Origin of the sequence: Streptomyces sp. NPDC021115 (assembly GCF_044333065.1) — a bacterium.
In the GTDB taxonomy this organism is placed as follows: domain Bacteria; phylum Actinomycetota; class Actinomycetes; order Streptomycetales; family Streptomycetaceae; genus Streptomyces.
This window is the reverse complement of sequence record NZ_JBIRQF010000035.1, coordinates 1-17,610: the sequence shown is the minus strand read 5'-3', so window position 1 is coordinate 17,610 and position 17,610 is coordinate 1. Positions and strand designations below refer to the sequence as shown.

The window sequence follows — 17,610 nt, the reverse complement described above, 5'->3', positions numbered from 1 at the left end:
CGTTCCGTGCCCCGACGGCAGCGGCCTCACTCCGGCACCCCCAGCGCACCGGCGAGCATCGGCCACGACGCGGTGAATTCCTTCTTCCAGTAGGCCCAGCTGTGTCCTCCTCCCGCGTAGTAGTGGGTCGTGACCGGGATGCGCAGGAGGGCGAGCCGGTCGGTGAAGGAGTGGGCGGAGGGCCACAGCAGGCTCTCCAGCGCCTCGGGGAGCCAGTCGCCGACGCCGCCGGCCACTCCGCTGCCGCTGGACACGTACAGCGCGGTGCCGCGCAGCCCCTCGGCGCGGGCCCGCGGATTGAAGTCGCGCCAGGTGAGCAGGTTCAGGACCGGGCTGCCCCACAGGGAGTGGGGTGGCAGGAACTCGCGGGCCACGATGGCGTCCATCAGGGGCGGCGCACCGGGCGCCGTGGTGTCGATGATGCCGCTGTAGGAGGCCGCGGCGGTGAACGCCCCGGAGTGGCGCGCCGCGTGCGCCATGGCGCCGTAGCCGCCGGTGGACACCCCGGCGACGGCGCGCACACCGGAGGCCCGCCAGTCGCGCGCGAGCAGCGCGGGGACCTCGGTGAGCTGGAACGTCTCGTAGTCGGGGCCGCTGCGCCACGCGGTGGGGATGCCGGTGGGGCCCGCGTCCGGCATCGCCACGATCAGGTCCCGGCCCTCGGTGAACGCCTCGATGCCGGTCTCCCGGGTCCATGAGGTGTAGTCGTCGTGGGCGCCGTGCAGCAGGTACAGCACGGGGTAGGTGCGGTCGGGCCGGGAGTCGAAGCCGGACGGCAGGATCAGCCGTACGGGCGCACTGCGGCCCAGCGCGGCGGAGGGCACCGACAGATCGACGGTGCGCGGTCCGAGCCACGTCACGGGTTGCGGGGTTGCGGCGGTTGCGGCCGTGGCGCCGGACACGACGGTCAGACCGGCGGCCACCGCGGCTCTGGCGACGGCGCGCCGGGACACTCCGGTGGTGCGGTGATGGGACATGGCGGCTCCTCGGTCAGGTTCGGCGGGTCTCCGTGGCGAGCCGCCGCCGCAGATCGGCGGCGATCTCGTCGACGTACGGCGGGTCGAGCAGCGACAGGTGGTGTCCCGAGACCGTCACGACCGTCAGGCGGGGGCACACCTCGTCCCAGCCCAGCGCATCGTCGTCCCGCTCGTACGCCGGGTCGCGCACGGTGTGCGGCGCGGGTTCAGCGGCCCGGTAGAGGACCACCGGCCCGTCGTGGCGGCCGGGCCGGTGGGCCTCGCCGATCCGCAGGTCCAGATAGGAGGAGCGCTGGTGTTCCAGCGCGGCGGCCGGGATGCCGGCGGCCTCGCGCAGGGCCCGCAGGACGGTGTCGATGCGTTTCCCCTCGTCGTCCATGGCGACCAACACGTCGTAATCCAGGTCCAGTTGGACGTCGTAGGTGTCGGCGACATGGCGGGCGAAGCCCGTGAAGTGGGCGCGGACGCGGTCGGCCGGTGTGCGGCCGGGCTGGGGGAGGGGGCGTACGGAGTCGATGAGCGCCACCAGCGCCACGTCCCGCCCGGCGGCGGTGAGCTGCCGCGCGGTCTCCTGGGCGACGAAGCCACCGAAGGACCAGCCACCCAGCAGACAGGGCCCCTCGGGGTGGGCGGCGGCGACGGCATCGGCGTAACGGCGCGCCTTCTCGGCCACCGTACGGGCCTCCTCGATCCGCTCCAGCCCGTACACCGGTCGCTCGCCCCCGAGCCGGTCGGCGAGCGCCCGGTACACGTCGGTCGTGCCGCCCGCGGCGTGGATGAGGAACAGCGGGGGCCGGTGGCCGGTGGCGTGCAGGGTCCGCAGCGGGGTGTCCTTCGCGGGCAGCGCCCGTTCGATGCGCTCGGCGGCCTCCTCGACGGTGGCGGCGCCGAGCAGATCGCGCAGCGGCAGCTCGATCGCGAACTCGCGCTCCAGCGCGGTGCGGATGCGGACCGCCATCAGCGAGTCCAGCCCGAGCCGGGCGAGCGCGGTGGCCGGTGTGACGCGGGCGGGCGGATGCCCGGTGACGGCGGCGATGTGGTGGCACACCCGGGCGGACACCGAGGTGTCCTCCGCCACGCGAACATCCTCCACCGGGGCCGCCGGGGTGTCGTTGCGCCCGTCCGTCCACCAGTGCCGCACATGCCGCCAGCGAGGCGCGGGCAGGTCGATGACGCGGCCGGGCGGCAGCGGCAGCGCCAGTCCCACGGTGTACAGGGCGCCCACCTGCGCGAGGAACCCGGCGGAGCCGTCGGCGTCCCGGTGCAGCGTGCCGAGGGCCAGCGCGCCGGGCGCGGTGTCCGTCACCGCCCGCGTGAGCACCGGATGCGGTGAGATCTCCACGAACGCGCGGTGGCCGTCGGCCGCCGCGGCCGCGACCGCCCGGTCCAGCCGCACGGGCCGCCGCAGGTTCGCGGCCCAGTGGGCGGCGTCGAACACCCCGGCGCCGCGCGGATCGTCCAGCACGGTGGAATAGACGGGAACGCGCGGCGCCACGCCCCGCACACCGGCCAACGCCTCGGCCAACTCCCCGAGCAGCGGATCGACCTGGGGCGAGTGGCCCGCGCCCACCACCCGCATGGTGCGCGCGGCCCGCCCCTCCCGCTCCAGCTCGCGCACCAGCCGGGCCACCGCCGGTTCCTCGCCGGTGACCACCTTCTGGCCGGGGGAGGAGTGCACGGCGACATGGATGCCGGGGAAGCCCCGCTCCAGCGTGCCGAGTTCGCCGTCGTCGAGGTCGACCACCGCCATCGCGCCGCCGTGCAGCCCGCTGAGCAGCCGGGCCCGTACGGCGATCACCCGGGCCGCGTCCGCCACCTCCAGCGCGCCCGCGCACACCGCGGCGGCCACCTCGCCCATCGAGTGGCCCACGACGGCGGCGGGCTCGACCCCGTACGCACGCCACAGCTCGGCGAGCGCCACCTGGAGCCCGAACAGCACGGGCTGGGCCACCTCCAGCCGGTCGAGAGCGCCACCGGACGCCAGGTGGTCGTACAGGGAGAGACCGCACTCCGGGGCGAGTTGCGCGTCGAGCTTTTCCACGGCCGCCGCGAACGCGGGCTCCTCGGCCAGCAGCCGCCGCCCCATCCCGGGCCACTGGCTGCCGTACCCCGAGAACACCCACACCGGACCGCGCCCGAGGAGATCCCGGTCGTCGGACACCACCCGTGGGTCGGGGTGTCCCGCCGCCAACGCGCCCAGTGCATCGGTGAGTTCGGCGCGGTCGCGGGCGACGACCGCGGTGCGCACCGGCCCGCGCCCGGTGCGCCCGGCGAGGGTGCGCGCCACGTCGGCGGGGTGTGCGGCGCCGCCCTCGGGCGTACGGAGCCAGGTGGCGAGCCGGTCCGCGGTGTCCCGGACGCGTGCGGTGTCGACGTCGGAGAGGAGATGCAGCCGGACGGGTGCCCCTTCGCGCCGCGTTGCCGGGCCCGGCCACCGCCACTCCTCCAGTACCGCATGGGCGTTGGTGCCGCCGAAGCCGAACCCGGACACCCCGGCGGTGGCCGTACCGCCGTACCGGGGCCAGGGCTCGGGCTCCGTCACGACCCGCAGCCGTCCATCGCCCAGCACGCTGCCCCCGGCGCAGTGCAGCGACGGCGGGATGACGTCGTGGTGCAGCGCGAGCACCGTCTTCACCAGCCCGGCGATGCCCGCGGCGGCCTCCAGGTGGCCGAGGTTGCCCTTGACGGAACCGAGCAGCAGCGGCTGGTCGGGGTCGCGGTCCGGGCCGAGCACGGCGCCGAGCGCGCCCGCCTCGATCGGGTCGCCGAGCGGGGTGCCGGTGCCGTGCGCCTCGATGTGGTCGACGCGCGCGGGGGTGAGCCCGGAGCGGGCGTACGCGGCGGTCAGCAGGGCCCGCTGGGCGGCGGGGTTGGGCGCCAGCAGGCCGTTGGAACGGCCGTCGGAGTTGACGGCGGTGGCGCGGATGACGGCGAGCACGCGGTCCCCGTCCCGCTCGGCGTCGGACAGCCGCTTCAGCAGCACGGCCGCGCACCCCTCGCCACGCCCGATGCCGTCGGCGGCCGCCGAGAACGGCTTGCACCGGCCGTCCGGCGCGAGCGCCCCCGCCCGCCGGAACGCCACCGTGACGGTCGGGGAGAGCAGCAGGTTGACCCCGGCGGCGATGGCCGTGTCGCTCTCGCCCGTGCGCAGGCTGACGCAGGCGTGGTGGACGGCGACCAGCGACGACGAGCACGCCGTGTCGACCGCCATGCTGGGCCCGCGCGCATCCAGCACGTACGACAGTCGGCCCGCGGCCACGCTCAGCGCGCCACCGGCCGGAGCCCATGGATCGACGGCCGCCGGATCGGCGCCGGTGAGCTGTCCGTACTCGGGCGCGGAGATCCCGACGAAGACGCCGGTGGCGGTGGCGGCGAGGGACGCGGCAGGGACGGCGGCGTGGTCGAGCGCCTCATGGACGACCTCCAGCAGGATGCGCTGCTGCGGGTCCATCACCGCGGCCTCGCGCGGGGTGATGCGGAAGAAGTCCGCGTCGAACCCGGCGATGTCGTCCAGATAGCCGCCGTACGGGGGCGCGTCTGCGGGCGGGAAGGGGGTGAAGTCGCGCCACCGGTCCTCCGGGACGCGCCGGATCGCGTCGGCGCCCTCGCACAGCAGCCGCCAGTAGTCGTCCGGGCCGTGCACACCGCCGGGCAGTCGGCAGCCGACCCCGATGACCGCGACGGGTTCGCCGGGCGCGACCGGGGCCGGAGGCGGGGGTGCCTCGACGTCCACAGGACTGGCGTCCGTACGGCACAGCCGCGCCACCAGCGCATCGCAGGTCGGGGCCTCCCACAGCAGGGTCGCTGGCAGCTCGCGCCCCGTGGCGCGGGCCAGCTCCCCGGCCAGCACGACCGCGTCCCGGGAGGACATGCCGAGGTCCGCCAGCGGCCGGTCCATCGGCACGTCCCCGGCCGTCATGCCGCGCCAAGCGGCCACCCGCTCGGCGACCAGACGGCGCAACGCGTCCTCGTCGGCCCTCACTCCGCGGCCTCCGCCACCGCGTACGCACCCGCCAGATAGCGCTCGCGGGTCAGCGCCCGCGACACCTTGCCGCTGGAGGTACGCGGCACCGTGCCCGGCGGCACGAGGGCGACGTCGGCGAGCCGCAGCCCGTGCCGGGCCGAGACGGCGGCGCGCACCTCCCGCACCAGGGCCGGTACGTCGATGGCGTCCAGCGAGGTGTTCCGCGCGTGCTCCGCCACGACGATCACCCGCTCACCGGTGGCGTCCGGTACGCCGAAGGCGGCGAGCCGGTCGCGCCGTACGGCCGGATGCGCGTCCTGGGCCGTGGCCTCGATGTCCTGCGGATAGTGGTTGCGCCCGTCCACCACGATGAGGTCCTTCAGCCGCCCGGTCACGATCAGCTGCCCGTCCAGGACCGTCCCCAGGTCCCCGGTGCGCAGCCACGCGCCCGGACCGGACGTGGCGTCGGCGAACGTGGCGCCGAAGACCTCTCCGCTCTGCCGGTCCCGATTCCGGTAGCCGCGCCCCACGTTGGGGCCCTGCACCCAGATCTCGCCCACCTCGCCCTCGTCCAGCGCGGCGCGGGACACCGGATCGGCGACGCGGACCCGCTGGCCCGCGGGGGTGCCGCACCCCGCCAGCAGCACGGCGCGTGGATCGTCGGGCCGCGCGGGCAGCGCCTTGCCGGTGGCGAGCGCGTCCCGGTCGAGCGCGAACCGGTGCAGCGGCTTCCCGGGCCGGGCCGCGCTGACGAAGACGGTCGCCTCGGCGAGCCCGTACGACGGGCAGTGGGTGTCCGGTACGAGGCCCTGCGCGGCGAACGCGGCGTGGAAGCGGTCGGCGGTGCCGGGGCGTACCGGCTCGCTGCCGTTGATCAGCGCGGCGATCCCGTCCAGCCGCAGCCCCGCCTTCTGCTCGTCGGTCACGGTCGACGCGCAGTAGTCGTACGCGAAGTTGGGCGCGGCGCTCACCGCGCGCGGGTGCGCGCCGAGGAGCCGCAGCCAGCGCACGGGCTCGTGCAGGAACGCGACCGGGTCCATGAGCACCGACAGCAGCCCCCGCACCACCGGGGCGGCGACGCTCAGGACGAGCCCCATGTCGTGGTAGAGCGGCAGCCAGCCCACGCAGGTCACCGGGTGGGTGTCGGCGCCGTAGGCGGTCAGCGCCTGGTGGGCGTTGGCGACGACATTGGCGTGGGTGATCTCCACGCCCGCCGGGAGCCGGGTCGATCCTGAGGTGTACTGGAGGTAGGCGACGGCCGCCTCGTCCGGTGTGCCCGGAACCCAGCCGTCCGCGGCGTCGTCGGGCACCTGGTCGGCGGCGACGACGGGAACGGACCGGCCCGCGCAGAACTCCCGTACCTCCTCCAGGGCGCGGCCCGTCGTCACCACCACCGCGGGGCACGCGTCCGCCAGCACGGCCGACAGCCGGTCGCCGTGCCCCGGCAGGTCCGGCGGGTACAGCGGTACGGCGACCAGCCCGGCGGTGAGCGCCGCGAGGAAGGCGGTCACGTACTCCGTCCCCTGCGGGCACAGCAGCGCGACCCGCGCCCCGGGCTCCGCCTCCGCGGCGAGCCGCGCGGCCACCGCCCGGACCCGCAGGTCCAGGCGCCGCCAGGTGAGCGTGCGGTGGACGCCGCGCGAGTCGGGCGCGGGATGCTCGACGAAGGTGAACGCCCGGCGGTCGGGGGCGGTCCCGGCCCAGTGCCGTACGTACTCCGGCAGACTCATGTTCTCCGGAAGACCCATGGGCAAGGCTCCTCACATCGCGGAACGGGATATGCGTGGGGTGCGCTCAGAGCGGGATGTTGCCGTGCCTGCGCTCCGGCAGCGCGGCGCGCTTGCCGCGCAGCGCCCGCAGGGCGCGGCAGACGTGGGAGCGGGTGTCGCGCGGGGCGATGACCGCGTCGACGTAGCCGCGCTCGGCGGCCAGGTACGGGGTCCCGTGGGTGCTCTCGTACGCGGCGACGAGCCGGGCCCGCAGCGCCTCGGGGTCGTCGGCGGCGGCGAGTTCGCGCCGGTGGAGGACGCCCACCGCGCCCTCGGCGCCCATGACCGCGATGCGCGCGGTGGGCCAGGCGAGGTTGATGTCGGCGCCCAGGTGCTTGGAGCCCATCACCGCGTACCCGCCGCCGTACGCCTTGCGCACCACCACCGTGACCTTGGGGACGGTCGCCTCGGCGTACGCGTACAGCAGCTTGGCGCCCCGCCTGATGATCCCGGCCTGCTCCTGCCGGACGCCGGAGAGATAGCCGGGGACATCGGCGAAGGTCAGCAGCGGGATGCCGAACGCGTCGCAGAACCGCACGAAGCGCGCGGCCTTCTCGGAGGCGTCGATGTCCAGCACCCCGGCGGAGTGCAGCGGCTGATTGGCGACGACCCCGACGGAACATCCGTCGACCAGGGCCAGGGCGCAGATGATGTTCGGCGCGAACAGCTCCTGGACCTCCAGCAGGTCGCCGTCGTCCACGACCCCGCGCAGGACGTCGCGCATGTCGTACGCCTGCCCCAGCCGGTCCGGTACGACCGTGTCGAGGCAGGTCCCGGGGTCTTCCGGGGCCACGGGCGCGTACCGCGGGGGCCGCTCCAGGTTGTTGGCGGGCAGGTACGACAGCAGATCGCGCACCGTGCCGAGGGCGGACGCCTCGTCGGCGGCGAGGAAGTGGGCGTTGCCGTTGACGGTGTTGCTGGTGCGGGCGCCGCCCAGGTCCTCGGCGGTGGTGCGCTCACCGGTGACCGCCTCGATGACATCGGGCCCGGTGACGAACATCTGCGAGGCGCCGTCCACCATCACGGTGAAGTCGGTGATGGCGGGCGAGTACGCGGCGCCGCCCGCGCACGGCCCCAGCACGACCGAGATCTGCGGGATCACCCCGGACGCCCGTACGTTGCGGCGCACCAGCTCGGCGTAGAGCGCGAGCGAGGCGACACCCTCCTGGATGCGGGCGCCACCGCCGTCGTTGAGCCCGATGACCGGGCAGCCGGTCTTCAGGGCGAGGTCCATCAGCGCGATCGTCTTCTCGCCGAACGCCTCGCCCATGCTGCCGCCGAAGACCGTGGAGTCCTGCGCGAACACACAGACCGGACGGCCGTCGATCGTGCCGTGCCCGGTGACCACCCCGTCCCCGTACGGGCGAGGGGCGCCGTCCCCGGTGGGCCGGGCCCGCACGAACAGGCCGGTCTCGGTGAACGACCCCGGGTCGAGCAGCAGGTCGATGCGCTCCCGGGCACCGTACTCGCCGCGTCGCCGCGGCCCGCCCGGCGCCGTCGCCAGCTTCCTGCGGCCTTCCAGGCCGATGATGCGGTCGGATGCCGTGGACGTTCGGAATGTCGTCGCTTCTGGCGTCACTGCCACCTCCGAAGGGGCCTTCGAATATGGCAGCGCCGGAGGGGCGGACCGGGTCCATCACGGTCGCGTGTGGCCGAGGTGAGTCCCGAGGGGCCGGTGTTCGTGCGCGGGTGACAAGGGTCCGGTGGGAATCAGAGCCAGTCGCGCCGCTTGAAGATGACGTACAGGCTGACGCACACCACCGCCATCAGCAGCATCGCGAACGGGTAGCCCAGCACCCAGTGCAGCTCCGGCATGTGGGTGAAGTTCATGCCGTAGATGGTGCCGACCAGGGTCGGGGCGAAGAGGATGGCCGCCCACGCGGAGATCTTCTTGACCTCCTCGTTCTGCTCGAAGCCCGCCTCGGCCAGCGCCCTCATCTCGGCGTTCTGCTGCTGGGTGACCAGGGTGGCGTTGACCGCGAGGATGTCGGTGAGGGCCGAGCGGAAGCCGTCCACGCGCTCGCTGGTGTGGGTGACGTGGTCGGCGACGTCCCGCAGATAGCGCTGGAGCTCCTCGTCGGTGCCGTACTTGTCGAACCCGGCCATCAGCCCCCGCAGCATGCCCACCAGCGGGCGGGTCGCGCGCTGGAATTCGACCATTTCGCGGGAGAGTTCATAGATGCGGCGCGACACCGCGGGGTCGCCGCGGAACACCTCGGTCTCGATCTCGTCGATGTCGTTCTGCACGCCCGCCACGACCGGGGCGTAGCCGTCCACGGCCGCGTCCAGGATGGCGTACAGCACGGCCTCGGGCCCGAGGGCCAGCAGCTCGGGGGCCGCCTCCATCCGGGCGCGCACCGCGGACAGGTCCGGGGCGGCGCCGTGCCGGACGGTGATGACGAAGTCGGCGCCGACGAAGACGTGCAGCTCGCCGAAGTCCACCTCCTCGACCGCGTCGAGGTAGCGGGCCGCGCGCAGCACGACGAACAGCGTCTCGCCGTAGCGCTCCAGCTTGGGCCGCTGATGCGCCTCCATCGCGTCCTCGATGGCCAGCTTGTGCAGGTCGAATTCCTCGGCGAGCGACAGCAGCTCCGCCTCGGTCGGCCGGTAAAGACCGATCCACGCCATCGCGCCCGGCTCCTCGCGCAGCCGCCGGTAGGTGGCGGCCAGCCCGTCGGGCGTGCCGACCCGGCGGCCGTCGCGGTAGACGGCCGCGTCCACCACGCTCTGCTCGTCGGCGACCGGCGTGCCGTCGACCGCGCCGGGCGCGGGCCCGGTGGACGCCGGGCCCGCCGCCCCGGCTCCGGCACGCGGGCCGTGGCCCGCCGCGCGCGACGCCGCGGGCCGCAGCCAGGGGTACTTCTTCAGCGGGCGCGGGGTGTGGGAACGGCGCTCGGACATGAGGGGTCCTTTGACGAGTAGCAGGCGCCGGATGGCCGGCGCCGGGCCGCGCTGCGCTGTGCTCAGCGGGGCCGGGGCAGGGTGGCGGCTCGCGGCATGGGACTGGGAGGTTCGCTGGTCATCGCGTACACCTCACCTCCTCGTCGCGGCCCCTGAGCGCGGACCACTGGCCTCAGAGCAGGATATCCCCGGATATGCCCAGGCCGCGGCCGGGGGCGGCGGCGGAGGAGCGCCCGTCCCCGCACCTGGCGCGCCCACCGCCGGTTGCCTACGATTGTTGGCATGGACGAACCCGGGCGGCGCCTCTCGGGCGCCCGGAGCTCCGACCGCGCCCGCGCCGCCATCCTCCGCGCCGCCCGCGCCCGCTTCGCCCGGCACGGCTACGAGTGCACCACGATCCGCGGCGTCGCCGCCGACGCGGCCATCGACGCCTCGATGGTCATGCGCTACTTCGGCAGCAAGGAGAACCTCTTCGACGCGGCCCTCACCATCGACCTGCGGCTGCCCGACCTCGGCGCCGTGGCCCGCGCCGACCTCGCACACGTCCTCGTACGCCACTTCCTCGACCGCTGGGAGGGCGACCCCGCTGACGACGCCCTGCTCCTGCTGCTGCGCTCCGCCGTCACCCACGAGCGGGCCGCCGAGCGGCTGCGCGAGATCTTCGCCCGGCAGGTCGCGCCCGCCCTCGGCGAGGCCGTCGAGCCGCGCCGCGCGGCCCTGGTCTCCGCCCAGCTCCTCGGCCTGGCCCTCACCCGCTACCTGCTGCGCGCCCCGGGCGTGACCGCCCTGACGCCGGACGAGGTAGTAGAGCTGTACGCCCCGGCCCTGGCCGCGACCCTGGCGTAGCCCCGCCGCCCCCGACACGCCGCCGCCCATGAACCCCCCGCCGCCCACCCACGCCGCCGCCCCTGCGCGCGATGCCGGGCCCGCCGTCGGTGGCCGGGAGGGGGCACCGGAGGGGCGGCGTGGACGCGCGCTACGGGAGCAGGCCCGCGCGGCGGGCCTCGACCACGGCGTGGAGGCGGGTGCGCGCCCCCAACTTGCGCATGCACGACCGCAGATAACTCTTCACCGTTTCCGGCCGCAGCCCCAGCCGGTCGGCCGCCGCCGAGTTCGTCGCGCCCGCGGCCACGCAGGCCAGGACGTCCACCTCACGCGGGGACAGCCGCACGTGCCCGCGGGACGCGGCGGCGCGGCCGCCGCCCGACTGGGCGCGGGCCAGGCGGCCGCAGGCGGTCAGGATCTCCTCCCGCAGCTCGGGGTCGGCCACCCGGTGGGCCAGGGTCCGCAGGTCCACATGGGCCTGGCGGACCTCCTCCCAGACCGCGGGGTCGGTCCCGGCCTCCGGTCCCGGTCCCGGCTCCGGCACCTCCCGCCGCGCGACCGTCATCAGCCGCCGCGCCTCGTCCTGCACGGCGAGCGCCTGCTCCAGCTCGCGGGCGGTCTCCACTGCCGCGCTCAGGGCGCGGTCGCCGAGGATCAGCGGCTGCCGCAGCGCGCCGTACAGCACGCCGCGCATCCGGCCCCGGACGATCACCGGGACGGCCATCATCGAGCGCAGCCCCTCGGCGCCGACCACGCCGTCGTACTCATGGCTGATCGCGCGCGAGACCGGATAGTCGATCACCGATATCGGCCGGGAGACGGACAGGACCTTGCCGCCGAGCCCGTTGCCCGCCGTGATGGCGAGCCCGCGCAGGACGTCCGTCGTGGTTCCGGTGAGTTCGGAGATGCGGAACTGCTGCGCGTCGGAGAACAGTCCGCCGAAGGCGACGGGCAGCCCGCCGCGTCGGCGCATCCGCAGCAGGGCCGTCCGTACGTCGACGGCACGCTCCGATTCCGCCACGGTCGCCTCCCCGAAACGCCACCACCCCTGTCCGGGGGTGGTGAGACACAGATCACCCGTCGCACGATGCTAGCGAGCGGCACGTCCAATCAGGAGGACGAAGTGACAGCAATGAGTCCGTCTCACGAATTCCGCGTGGCACGGGACTTCCTTCTCGACCGCCGGGAGGACTACGCGGCGGCGTACGAAGGATTCAGCTGGCCCCGCCCGGAGCGATTCAACTGGGCGCTGGACTGGTTCGACCGGATCGCGGAGGGGAACGCACGCACCGCGCTGCACATCGTGGAGGAGGACGGCCGGGAGATCCGGCTGAGCTTCGACGCGATGCGCCGCCGCTCCGACCGCGCCGCCACCTGGCTGCGCGCGCGGGGCGTGGCGGCGGGGGACCGCATCGTGGTCATGCTCGGCAACCAGCGGGAGCTGTGGGAGACGGCGCTGGCGGCGATGAAGCTGCGTGCCGTCGTCATCCCCGCGACCCCGCTGCTCGGCCCGCTCGACCTGGCGGACCGCATCGGCCGCGGCCGGGCGAAGCACGTCATCGTGCGGGCGGAGGACACCGGCAAGTTCGCCGAGGTGGCGGGCGACTACACCCGCATCGCGGTGGGCGGCACACCTGCCGGGGCCGGGGACGGCTGGCTGGCGTACGAGGACGCCGGGACGGACCAGGTGCCGGACGAGGCGCCGGACGAGGCCACGGCCGCGGCGGAGCCCTTCGTACCGGACGGCCCGACCCTCGCCACCGACCCCCTCATGCTCTACTTCACCTCCGGCACCACCGCACAGCCCAAGCTCGTGCAGCACACTCACACCTCGTACCCCATCGGCCATCTGTCGACGATGTACTGGATCGGGGTCAGGCCCGGGGACGTCCACCTCAACATCTCCTCCCCGGGCTGGGCCAAGCACGCCTGGTCCAACCTCTTCGCCCCCTGGAACGCCGAGGCGACCGTCTTCATCCACAACTACACCCGCTTCGACGCCGCCCGCCTCATGGCCGAGATGGACCGCTGCGGCGTCACCACCTTCTGCGCCCCGCCCACCGTCTGGCGCATGCTCATCCAGGCCGACCTGACCCAGCTGCGGCAGCCGCCCCGGGAGGCCGTCGCCGCCGGTGAGCCGCTGAACCCGGAGGTCATCGAGCACGTCCGGCGGGCGTGGGGCGTGACGATCCGGGACGGTTTCGGCCAGACCGAGACCGCCGTCCAGGTCGCCAACACCCCGGGCCAGCCGCTCAAGACCGGCTCGATGGGCCGTCCGACCCCCGGCTTCGGCGTCGTCCTCCTCGACGCGGTCACCGGCGAACCGGGCGACGAGGGCGAGATCTGCCTCGACCTGACCGGGCGCCACGGCCGTCCCGTCGGCCTGATGACGGGGTACGAGGGCGACGAGGAGCGCACCGCCGAGGCCACCGCGGGCGGCTACTACCGCACCGGCGACATCGGGTCGCGCGACGCGGACGGCTACATCACCTACATCGGGCGCGCCGACGACGTGTTCAAGGCGTCCGACTACAAGATCTCGCCGTTCGAGCTGGAGAGCGCCCTGCTGGAGCACGAGGCGGTCGCCGAGGCCGCCGTCGTCCCGGCGCCCGATCCGGTGCGGCTGGCCGTACCGAAGGCGTACATCGTGCTGGCCGAGGGCTGGGAGCCGGGGCCGGAGACGGCCAAGGTGCTGTTCGCGCACTCCAGGGCGGTGCTGGCGCCGTACAAGCGGGTGCGGCGGCTGGAGTTCGCGGAGCTGCCCAAGACGGTGTCGGGCAAGATTCGCCGGATCGAACTACGGGAACGGACGGCGGCTGGAGGCGGCGTCGAGTTTCATGAGGGAACCTCATGAACGGCACCACGCTGTGATGTGACCGCAAGGAGACACCATGACCGACCCGATCTCCGACGCCCCGCCCCCGGCACCGGCCGCCCTCTCCTACGCCAGCGGCACCGGGGACCTGCCGCTGCTCGGCGACACCATCGGCGCCCATCTCGCCCGCGCCGTCCAGCGCCACGGCGATCGCGAGGCGCTGGTCGACGTCCCCTCCGGCCGACGCTGGACGTACGCCGAGTTCGGCCTGTCGGTCGAGGCGGTCGCGCTCGGGCTGATGGCCAAGGGGGTCGGCAAGGGCGACCGGGTCGGCATCTGGGCCGTCAACTGCCCCGAATGGGTGCTGGTGCAGTACGCCACGGCCCGCATCGGCGCCGTCATGGTGAACGTCAACCCCGCCTACCGCGTCCACGAGCTGCGCTATGTGCTGCGGCAGGCCGGGGTGTCGGTCCTGGTCTCGTCCACCGAGCACAAGGACAGCGACTACCGCCGCATGGTCGAACAGGTGCGCGCCGAATGCCCCGCCCTGCGCGACGTCGTCTACATCGGCGACCGCACCTGGGACGGGCTGGTGCGCGCCGGGGAAGGCGTGCCGAAGGAGAAGCTAGCCGCGCGCGAGGCCCGACTGTCCTGCGACGACCCGGTCAACATCCAGTACACCTCGGGCACCACGGGCTTCCCCAAGGGCGCCACCCTCTCCCACCACAACATCCTCAACAACGGCTACTTCGTGGGGGAGACGGTCGGCTACACCGAGCACGACCGGATCTGTCTGCCGGTCCCGCTGTACCACTGCTTCGGCATGGTCATGGGGGCGCTGGCCGCCACCACCCACGGCGCCTGCCTCGTCCTCCCCGCCCCCACCTTCGAACCGGCCGCCACCCTGTCCGCCGTCGAACAGGAGCGCTGCACCTCGCTGTACGGCGTCCCCACCATGTTCATCGCCGAACTGGCCCTGCCCGACTTCGCCTCCTACGACCTCTCCTCGCTGCGCACCGGGATCATGGCCGGATCGCCCTGCCCGGTGGAGGTGATGCGGCGGGTGGTCGCCGAGATGCACATGGCCGAGGTGTCCATCTGCTACGGCATGACCGAGACCTCCCCGGTCTCCACCCAGACCCGCCGCGACGACGACCTCGAACACCGCACCGGCACGGTCGGCCGCGTGCTGCCGTACGTCGAGGTCAAGGTCATGGACCCGGCCACCGGGCTGACCGTCCCCCGCGGCACCCGGGGCGAACTGTGCACCCGCGGCTACTCGGTGATGCTCGGCTACTGGGAGGAACCGGAGCTGACGGCCGAGGCCATCGACCGGGCGGGCTGGATGCACACCGGGGACCTCGCGGTGATGGACGACGACGGCTACGTCCAGATCGTCGGCCGCATCAAGGACATGATCATCCGGGGCGGGGAGAACGTGTATCCGCGGGAGATCGAGGAGTTCCTGCACACCCACCCCAAGATCGCCGATGTGCAGGTGGTGGGCGTCCCCGACGAGAAGTACGGCGAGGAGATCCTGGCCTGTGTGATCCTGCGCGAGGGCGCGGGCACGCTCACCCGCGACGAACTGGCCCGCTTCTGCCGCGGCAGGCTGGCCGCCTTCAAGGTGCCGCGCCATCTGCGCGTCATGGACGCCTTCCCGATGACGGTCAGCGGCAAGATCCGCAAGGTCGAGCTGAGGGAGGCGGGCGCCCGCGCACTGGGGGCGGTCCCGGAGTCCCGCACCGACCCGGACCGCACCGAGGCACCCCAGCCCACGCGCTGAGCGTCTACCGCACCGCGTTCGGGAGGCAGCCCTTCACCCCGGACTCGGCGCCCCGGTTGAACGCCGATACCCGCTGCGAGGCGTTGCCGTGGTCGGAGGTGTTCGTCCACGGCGTCTCGTCGGCGAGCGCGGACAGCGCGTCGGACAGCTCGTCGATATCGCCGTCCTCGAAGGTGAGCGTGGTGTCGCGGGCCGCGCCGAAGAGGACGGCACCGGCCAGGCAGTCGGCCTGGAGTTCGCGGGCCAGGTCGACCAGCCCGGCGTCCAGCCGGTTCTGTACGGCGTGCCCCCACTCATGGGCGATGACCAGGTAGACCCAGGCGTCGCCCCGCTGGTGGCCCGCCCGCATCAGGTCCATGTCCCAGGCCACGTAGTCGCCGCCCGGGCAGTAGACGGCGTTGTTGTTCGGGAGCGGGGTGCCGCCGCAGGTGGGCGCTCCGCCGGTGGCGCCGTCGTACGCGCCCAGCACCCGGGGCGGGCGGTAGGTGCCGGTGAAGAACTCGTTCCAGTGGGTGGACCAGTAGGTGTTGGTGACGGACACCGCCGCGTCGATGTCCCCCTCCACGCTGTCGTCCACCGGGGTGTTCGGCGTGCTCGCGGGGCGGCTCGTCTCCGACGGCCGCGGCAGCCCGCTGTCGCCGCAGCCGGAGACCGTCAGCAGGGTCAGTGCGGTCAGGACGGTGAGGAGCGAGCGCGCCGCGATCCTCGGGCACCACGGAACAGCCATCGGATGCGGCCTCCGGCCGGTCGTGAAAGGTGGGGAGCGGTGCCTCAACCGAAGCGCCCCCTGGTCATGAGCGCAACCCCAGACCGGTGGTGAAGGAGCGCACCAACCCGGCCAGCGCACGCGGGCGCTCCAGCAGCATCGCGTGCGACGCGTCGAGCGCGTGCACCGCGATCCGGACGAGGCGGAACGGCCCTCGGCGGAGGGAGAATGGACGAGGCTCATGCGCGGGGCGGGCCACGGCGGATCAGGTTGTCCGCGGGGTCGTTGACGGGCTGTGGGGTGCCGGTGAGGTCCATGATGAAGAGCGGAATGTGCAGCGCGTCCGCGCGCGCCCGCGCCTCCCTCGCGTAGCCCGCCAGCGAGAAGAAGACGCTCATCGCGGACTCGTTGAGCCCGTTCAGCCACAGGCACTCGACCTCGCGCAGCCCGGTGGGGCGGGTGGTGGGGTCGACCTGGGCGACGACGCCCTTCCCGTACAGGTCCACCCCGGACGCCTCCGGGCCGTCCGGCCGCCGCAGACAGCCGAAGCCGAGCCACCGCAGATACTGGGCGGCGGCGGTGACCGCGTCCCGTGCGGTACGGATCGTCACCGGGCGGAACGCCGGGCGCGCCTCGGGCTCGGCCTCGTGAGTGCCGCCCGCGACCTCCGGCCCGGGCGCGACCGGGACCCGGACGACCGCACCGCAGCCGCAGCCGAACTCCGGCTGCGGCCAGTGGCCCTCGCGCCCGCAGGACGGGCAGTCCACCGTCACCCATATGTCCTGCCACGTGCGGTGCTCGATCTCCTCCGGCGTGCCGTCGCGCAGCACCGGAAGGGTGAGCGGCGCGCCGCACGAGCAGGGGAAGGTGGGCGGAGTGAACGACTGCTCGCGGCGGCACGCGGGGCAGCGCACCGGCACGCTCTCTGTCATCTGACGCTCCGTAGCGGATGTCTGCGGCAACCCGGCCATGCTCTACGAAGCGGGGGAGTGAGGAGGGGGACTTGGGCGTTCTGCCCGCCTCCAGTGGGACGGGAGGGTGAGGCCGGGCTGGACGCTTGGCGGAGGGAGGCCGGAGCCCGCGCCGGGCGAGGGCGGGGACACGCTCAAGGGCTGACGGAGGCGCGGCCGGGCGCAGTAGGTTGGCCCGGTGAGATTGAGGGTTGAGTTCACCACCGAGCCGTTCGACCTCGACGAGGTGCCGCCGCACGCCGTGGTCGCCCGGGAGGCGGTTCAGGGCGCGCCGCTGGACACCGTCGACGTCGGGCCGTTCGGCAACACCGCGGAGGGCCGGGCGGACGCCGTGCTGGCCGCCGTGGACGATCTGCTGCGCAGGTCCCTGGAGGCGGGCGCGACCCGGGTGTCGCTCCAGGTCAACGTCGTCGCGGAGCCCGACGCGTGACCGGCCCGGCGGACGATCCCTTCGTCTCGGCGGTCCGGCCGCTGGTCGACGCGATGGGCGGCGAACTGATCGCCCCGGACCGGGCCCGGGACGACGACGTGGTGCTGTCCTGGGAGGGGCGCGCGGTCGTCGCCGTACGCCTGCCCCACCTCGCGGCGTCCCTCGACCACATCCTCGCCGACCTCCAGCGCCGCCACGGCATGCCGCTGTCGGCCCTGGACCGCAAGACGAAGCAGGGCATCGTCCGCGCCCTCGAACAGCGCGGCGCGTTCACGGTGCGCCACGGCGTGGAGACGGTCGCGAGCGCCCTCGGCGTGAGCCGCTTCACCGTCTACAACTACCTCAATCGCGAGAAGCGTTCCGAGGACCTGACCTAGGCAGTTTCGTTTGGATCAGCAGGTCGTTGGTTCGGGTGTGCCGTTGACTGATGCGCAGTGGGCGCGGATCGAGCCGTTACTCCCGGACC

14 protein-coding genes are annotated in these 17,610 nt (G+C 73.9%); 5 read left to right on the top strand and 9 right to left on the bottom strand.

Annotated features, from left to right (window positions below; translation table 11 throughout):
- Nucleotides 1-26: 26 nt before the first annotated feature.
- The 5 genes from ACH4TL_RS44900 to ACH4TL_RS44880 form a co-directional block, all read right to left on the bottom strand.
- Nucleotides 27-977, bottom strand: coding sequence for an alpha/beta hydrolase (locus ACH4TL_RS44900; protein WP_398331426.1), 951 nt, complete (start codon nt 975-977; stop codon nt 27-29).
- A 13-nt stretch (nt 978-990) separates the two neighbouring features.
- Nucleotides 991-4,959 carry a beta-ketoacyl synthase N-terminal-like domain-containing protein gene (locus ACH4TL_RS44895; protein WP_398331423.1) on the bottom strand — a complete coding sequence of 1,323 codons (3,969 nt, stop codon included), beginning with the start codon at nt 4,957-4,959 and terminating at the stop codon, nt 991-993.
- Nucleotides 4,956-6,689, bottom strand: coding sequence for a fatty acyl-AMP ligase (locus ACH4TL_RS44890; RefSeq protein ID WP_398331421.1), 1,734 nt, complete (start codon nt 6,687-6,689; stop codon nt 4,956-4,958). Before ACH4TL_RS44890 ends, ACH4TL_RS44895 begins: the two co-directional genes overlap by 4 nt.
- 46 nt (nt 6,690-6,735) lie before the next feature.
- On the bottom strand, nt 6,736-8,289 hold the full coding sequence (locus tag ACH4TL_RS44885; protein WP_398331419.1) for an acyl-CoA carboxylase subunit beta: 1,554 nt from the start codon (nt 8,287-8,289) through the stop codon (nt 6,736-6,738).
- A gap of 131 nt (nt 8,290-8,420) precedes the next feature.
- The gene (locus tag ACH4TL_RS44880) at nt 8,421-9,611 is read right to left on the bottom strand and encodes a magnesium and cobalt transport protein CorA (RefSeq protein WP_398331417.1); all 1,191 of its coding nucleotides are present in this window, start codon (nt 9,609-9,611) and stop codon (nt 8,421-8,423) included.
- A gap of 282 nt (nt 9,612-9,893) precedes the next feature.
- Between ACH4TL_RS44880 and ACH4TL_RS44875 the strand changes: the two genes are divergently transcribed.
- Nucleotides 9,894-10,457 carry a TetR family transcriptional regulator gene (locus ACH4TL_RS44875; RefSeq protein WP_398331414.1) on the top strand — a complete coding sequence of 188 codons (564 nt, stop codon included), beginning with the start codon at nt 9,894-9,896 and terminating at the stop codon, nt 10,455-10,457.
- Between the two features lie 130 nt (nt 10,458-10,587).
- Here ACH4TL_RS44875 and ACH4TL_RS44870 read toward each other — a convergent pair whose 3' ends face one another.
- Complete coding sequence (locus ACH4TL_RS44870) at nt 10,588-11,457, bottom strand: LuxR C-terminal-related transcriptional regulator (RefSeq protein WP_398331411.1); 870 nt, start codon at nt 11,455-11,457, stop codon at nt 10,588-10,590.
- 111 nt (nt 11,458-11,568) lie between these two features.
- Here ACH4TL_RS44870 and ACH4TL_RS44865 point away from each other — a divergent pair, with 111 nt between their 5' ends.
- Together ACH4TL_RS44865 and ACH4TL_RS44860 are read left to right on the top strand one after the other, a co-directional pair.
- Nucleotides 11,569-13,290 (top strand): AMP-binding protein, encoded by a 1,722-nt coding sequence (locus tag ACH4TL_RS44865; RefSeq protein ID WP_398331408.1) that lies wholly within the window; start codon nt 11,569-11,571, stop codon nt 13,288-13,290.
- A gap of 37 nt (nt 13,291-13,327) precedes the next feature.
- Complete coding sequence (locus tag ACH4TL_RS44860; RefSeq protein ID WP_398331405.1) at nt 13,328-15,037, top strand: AMP-binding protein; 1,710 nt, start codon at nt 13,328-13,330, stop codon at nt 15,035-15,037.
- 4 nt (nt 15,038-15,041) lie between these two features.
- Here ACH4TL_RS44860 and ACH4TL_RS44855 read toward each other — a convergent pair whose 3' ends face one another.
- The 3 genes from ACH4TL_RS44855 to ACH4TL_RS44845 all read right to left on the bottom strand — a co-directional run bounded on the left by ACH4TL_RS44855 (nt 15,042) and on the right by ACH4TL_RS44845 (nt 16,675).
- Nucleotides 15,042-15,764, bottom strand: coding sequence for a neutral zinc metallopeptidase (locus ACH4TL_RS44855; protein WP_398331402.1), 723 nt, complete (start codon nt 15,762-15,764; stop codon nt 15,042-15,044).
- Between the two features lie 64 nt (nt 15,765-15,828).
- Nucleotides 15,829-16,002 carry a hypothetical protein gene (locus tag ACH4TL_RS44850; RefSeq protein WP_398331399.1) on the bottom strand — a complete coding sequence of 58 codons (174 nt, stop codon included), beginning with the start codon at nt 16,000-16,002 and terminating at the stop codon, nt 15,829-15,831.
- Nucleotides 15,983-16,675, bottom strand: coding sequence for a hypothetical protein (locus ACH4TL_RS44845; RefSeq protein WP_398331396.1), 693 nt, complete (start codon nt 16,673-16,675; stop codon nt 15,983-15,985). Before ACH4TL_RS44845 ends, ACH4TL_RS44850 begins: the two co-directional genes overlap by 20 nt.
- A gap of 217 nt (nt 16,676-16,892) precedes the next feature.
- Here ACH4TL_RS44845 and ACH4TL_RS44840 point away from each other — a divergent pair, with 217 nt between their 5' ends.
- Complete coding sequence (locus ACH4TL_RS44840; RefSeq protein ID WP_398331393.1) at nt 16,893-17,144, top strand: hypothetical protein; 252 nt, start codon at nt 16,893-16,895, stop codon at nt 17,142-17,144.
- On the top strand, nt 17,141-17,521 hold the full coding sequence (locus ACH4TL_RS44835) for a helix-turn-helix domain-containing protein (protein ID WP_398331390.1): 381 nt from the start codon (nt 17,141-17,143) through the stop codon (nt 17,519-17,521). Before ACH4TL_RS44840 ends, ACH4TL_RS44835 begins: the two co-directional genes overlap by 4 nt.
- Nucleotides 17,522-17,610: the final 89 nt, after the last annotated feature.

Coding starts and splice junctions, on each gene's coding strand:
- ACH4TL_RS44900 (WP_398331426.1), bottom strand. CDS start 977: ATGTCCCATCACCGCACCACCGGAGTGTCCCGGCGCGCCGTCGCCAGA.
- ACH4TL_RS44890 (WP_398331421.1), bottom strand. CDS start 6,689: ATGGGTCTTCCGGAGAACATGAGTCTGCCGGAGTACGTACGGCACTGG.
- ACH4TL_RS44880 (WP_398331417.1), bottom strand. CDS start 9,611: ATGTCCGAGCGCCGTTCCCACACCCCGCGCCCGCTGAAGAAGTACCCC.
- ACH4TL_RS44875 (WP_398331414.1), top strand. CDS start 9,894: ATGGACGAACCCGGGCGGCGCCTCTCGGGCGCCCGGAGCTCCGACCGC.
- ACH4TL_RS44865 (WP_398331408.1), top strand. CDS start 11,569: ATGAGTCCGTCTCACGAATTCCGCGTGGCACGGGACTTCCTTCTCGAC.
- ACH4TL_RS44860 (WP_398331405.1), top strand. CDS start 13,328: ATGACCGACCCGATCTCCGACGCCCCGCCCCCGGCACCGGCCGCCCTC.
- ACH4TL_RS44855 (WP_398331402.1), bottom strand. CDS start 15,764: ATGGCTGTTCCGTGGTGCCCGAGGATCGCGGCGCGCTCGCTCCTCACC.
- ACH4TL_RS44845 (WP_398331396.1), bottom strand. CDS start 16,675: ATGACAGAGAGCGTGCCGGTGCGCTGCCCCGCGTGCCGCCGCGAGCAG.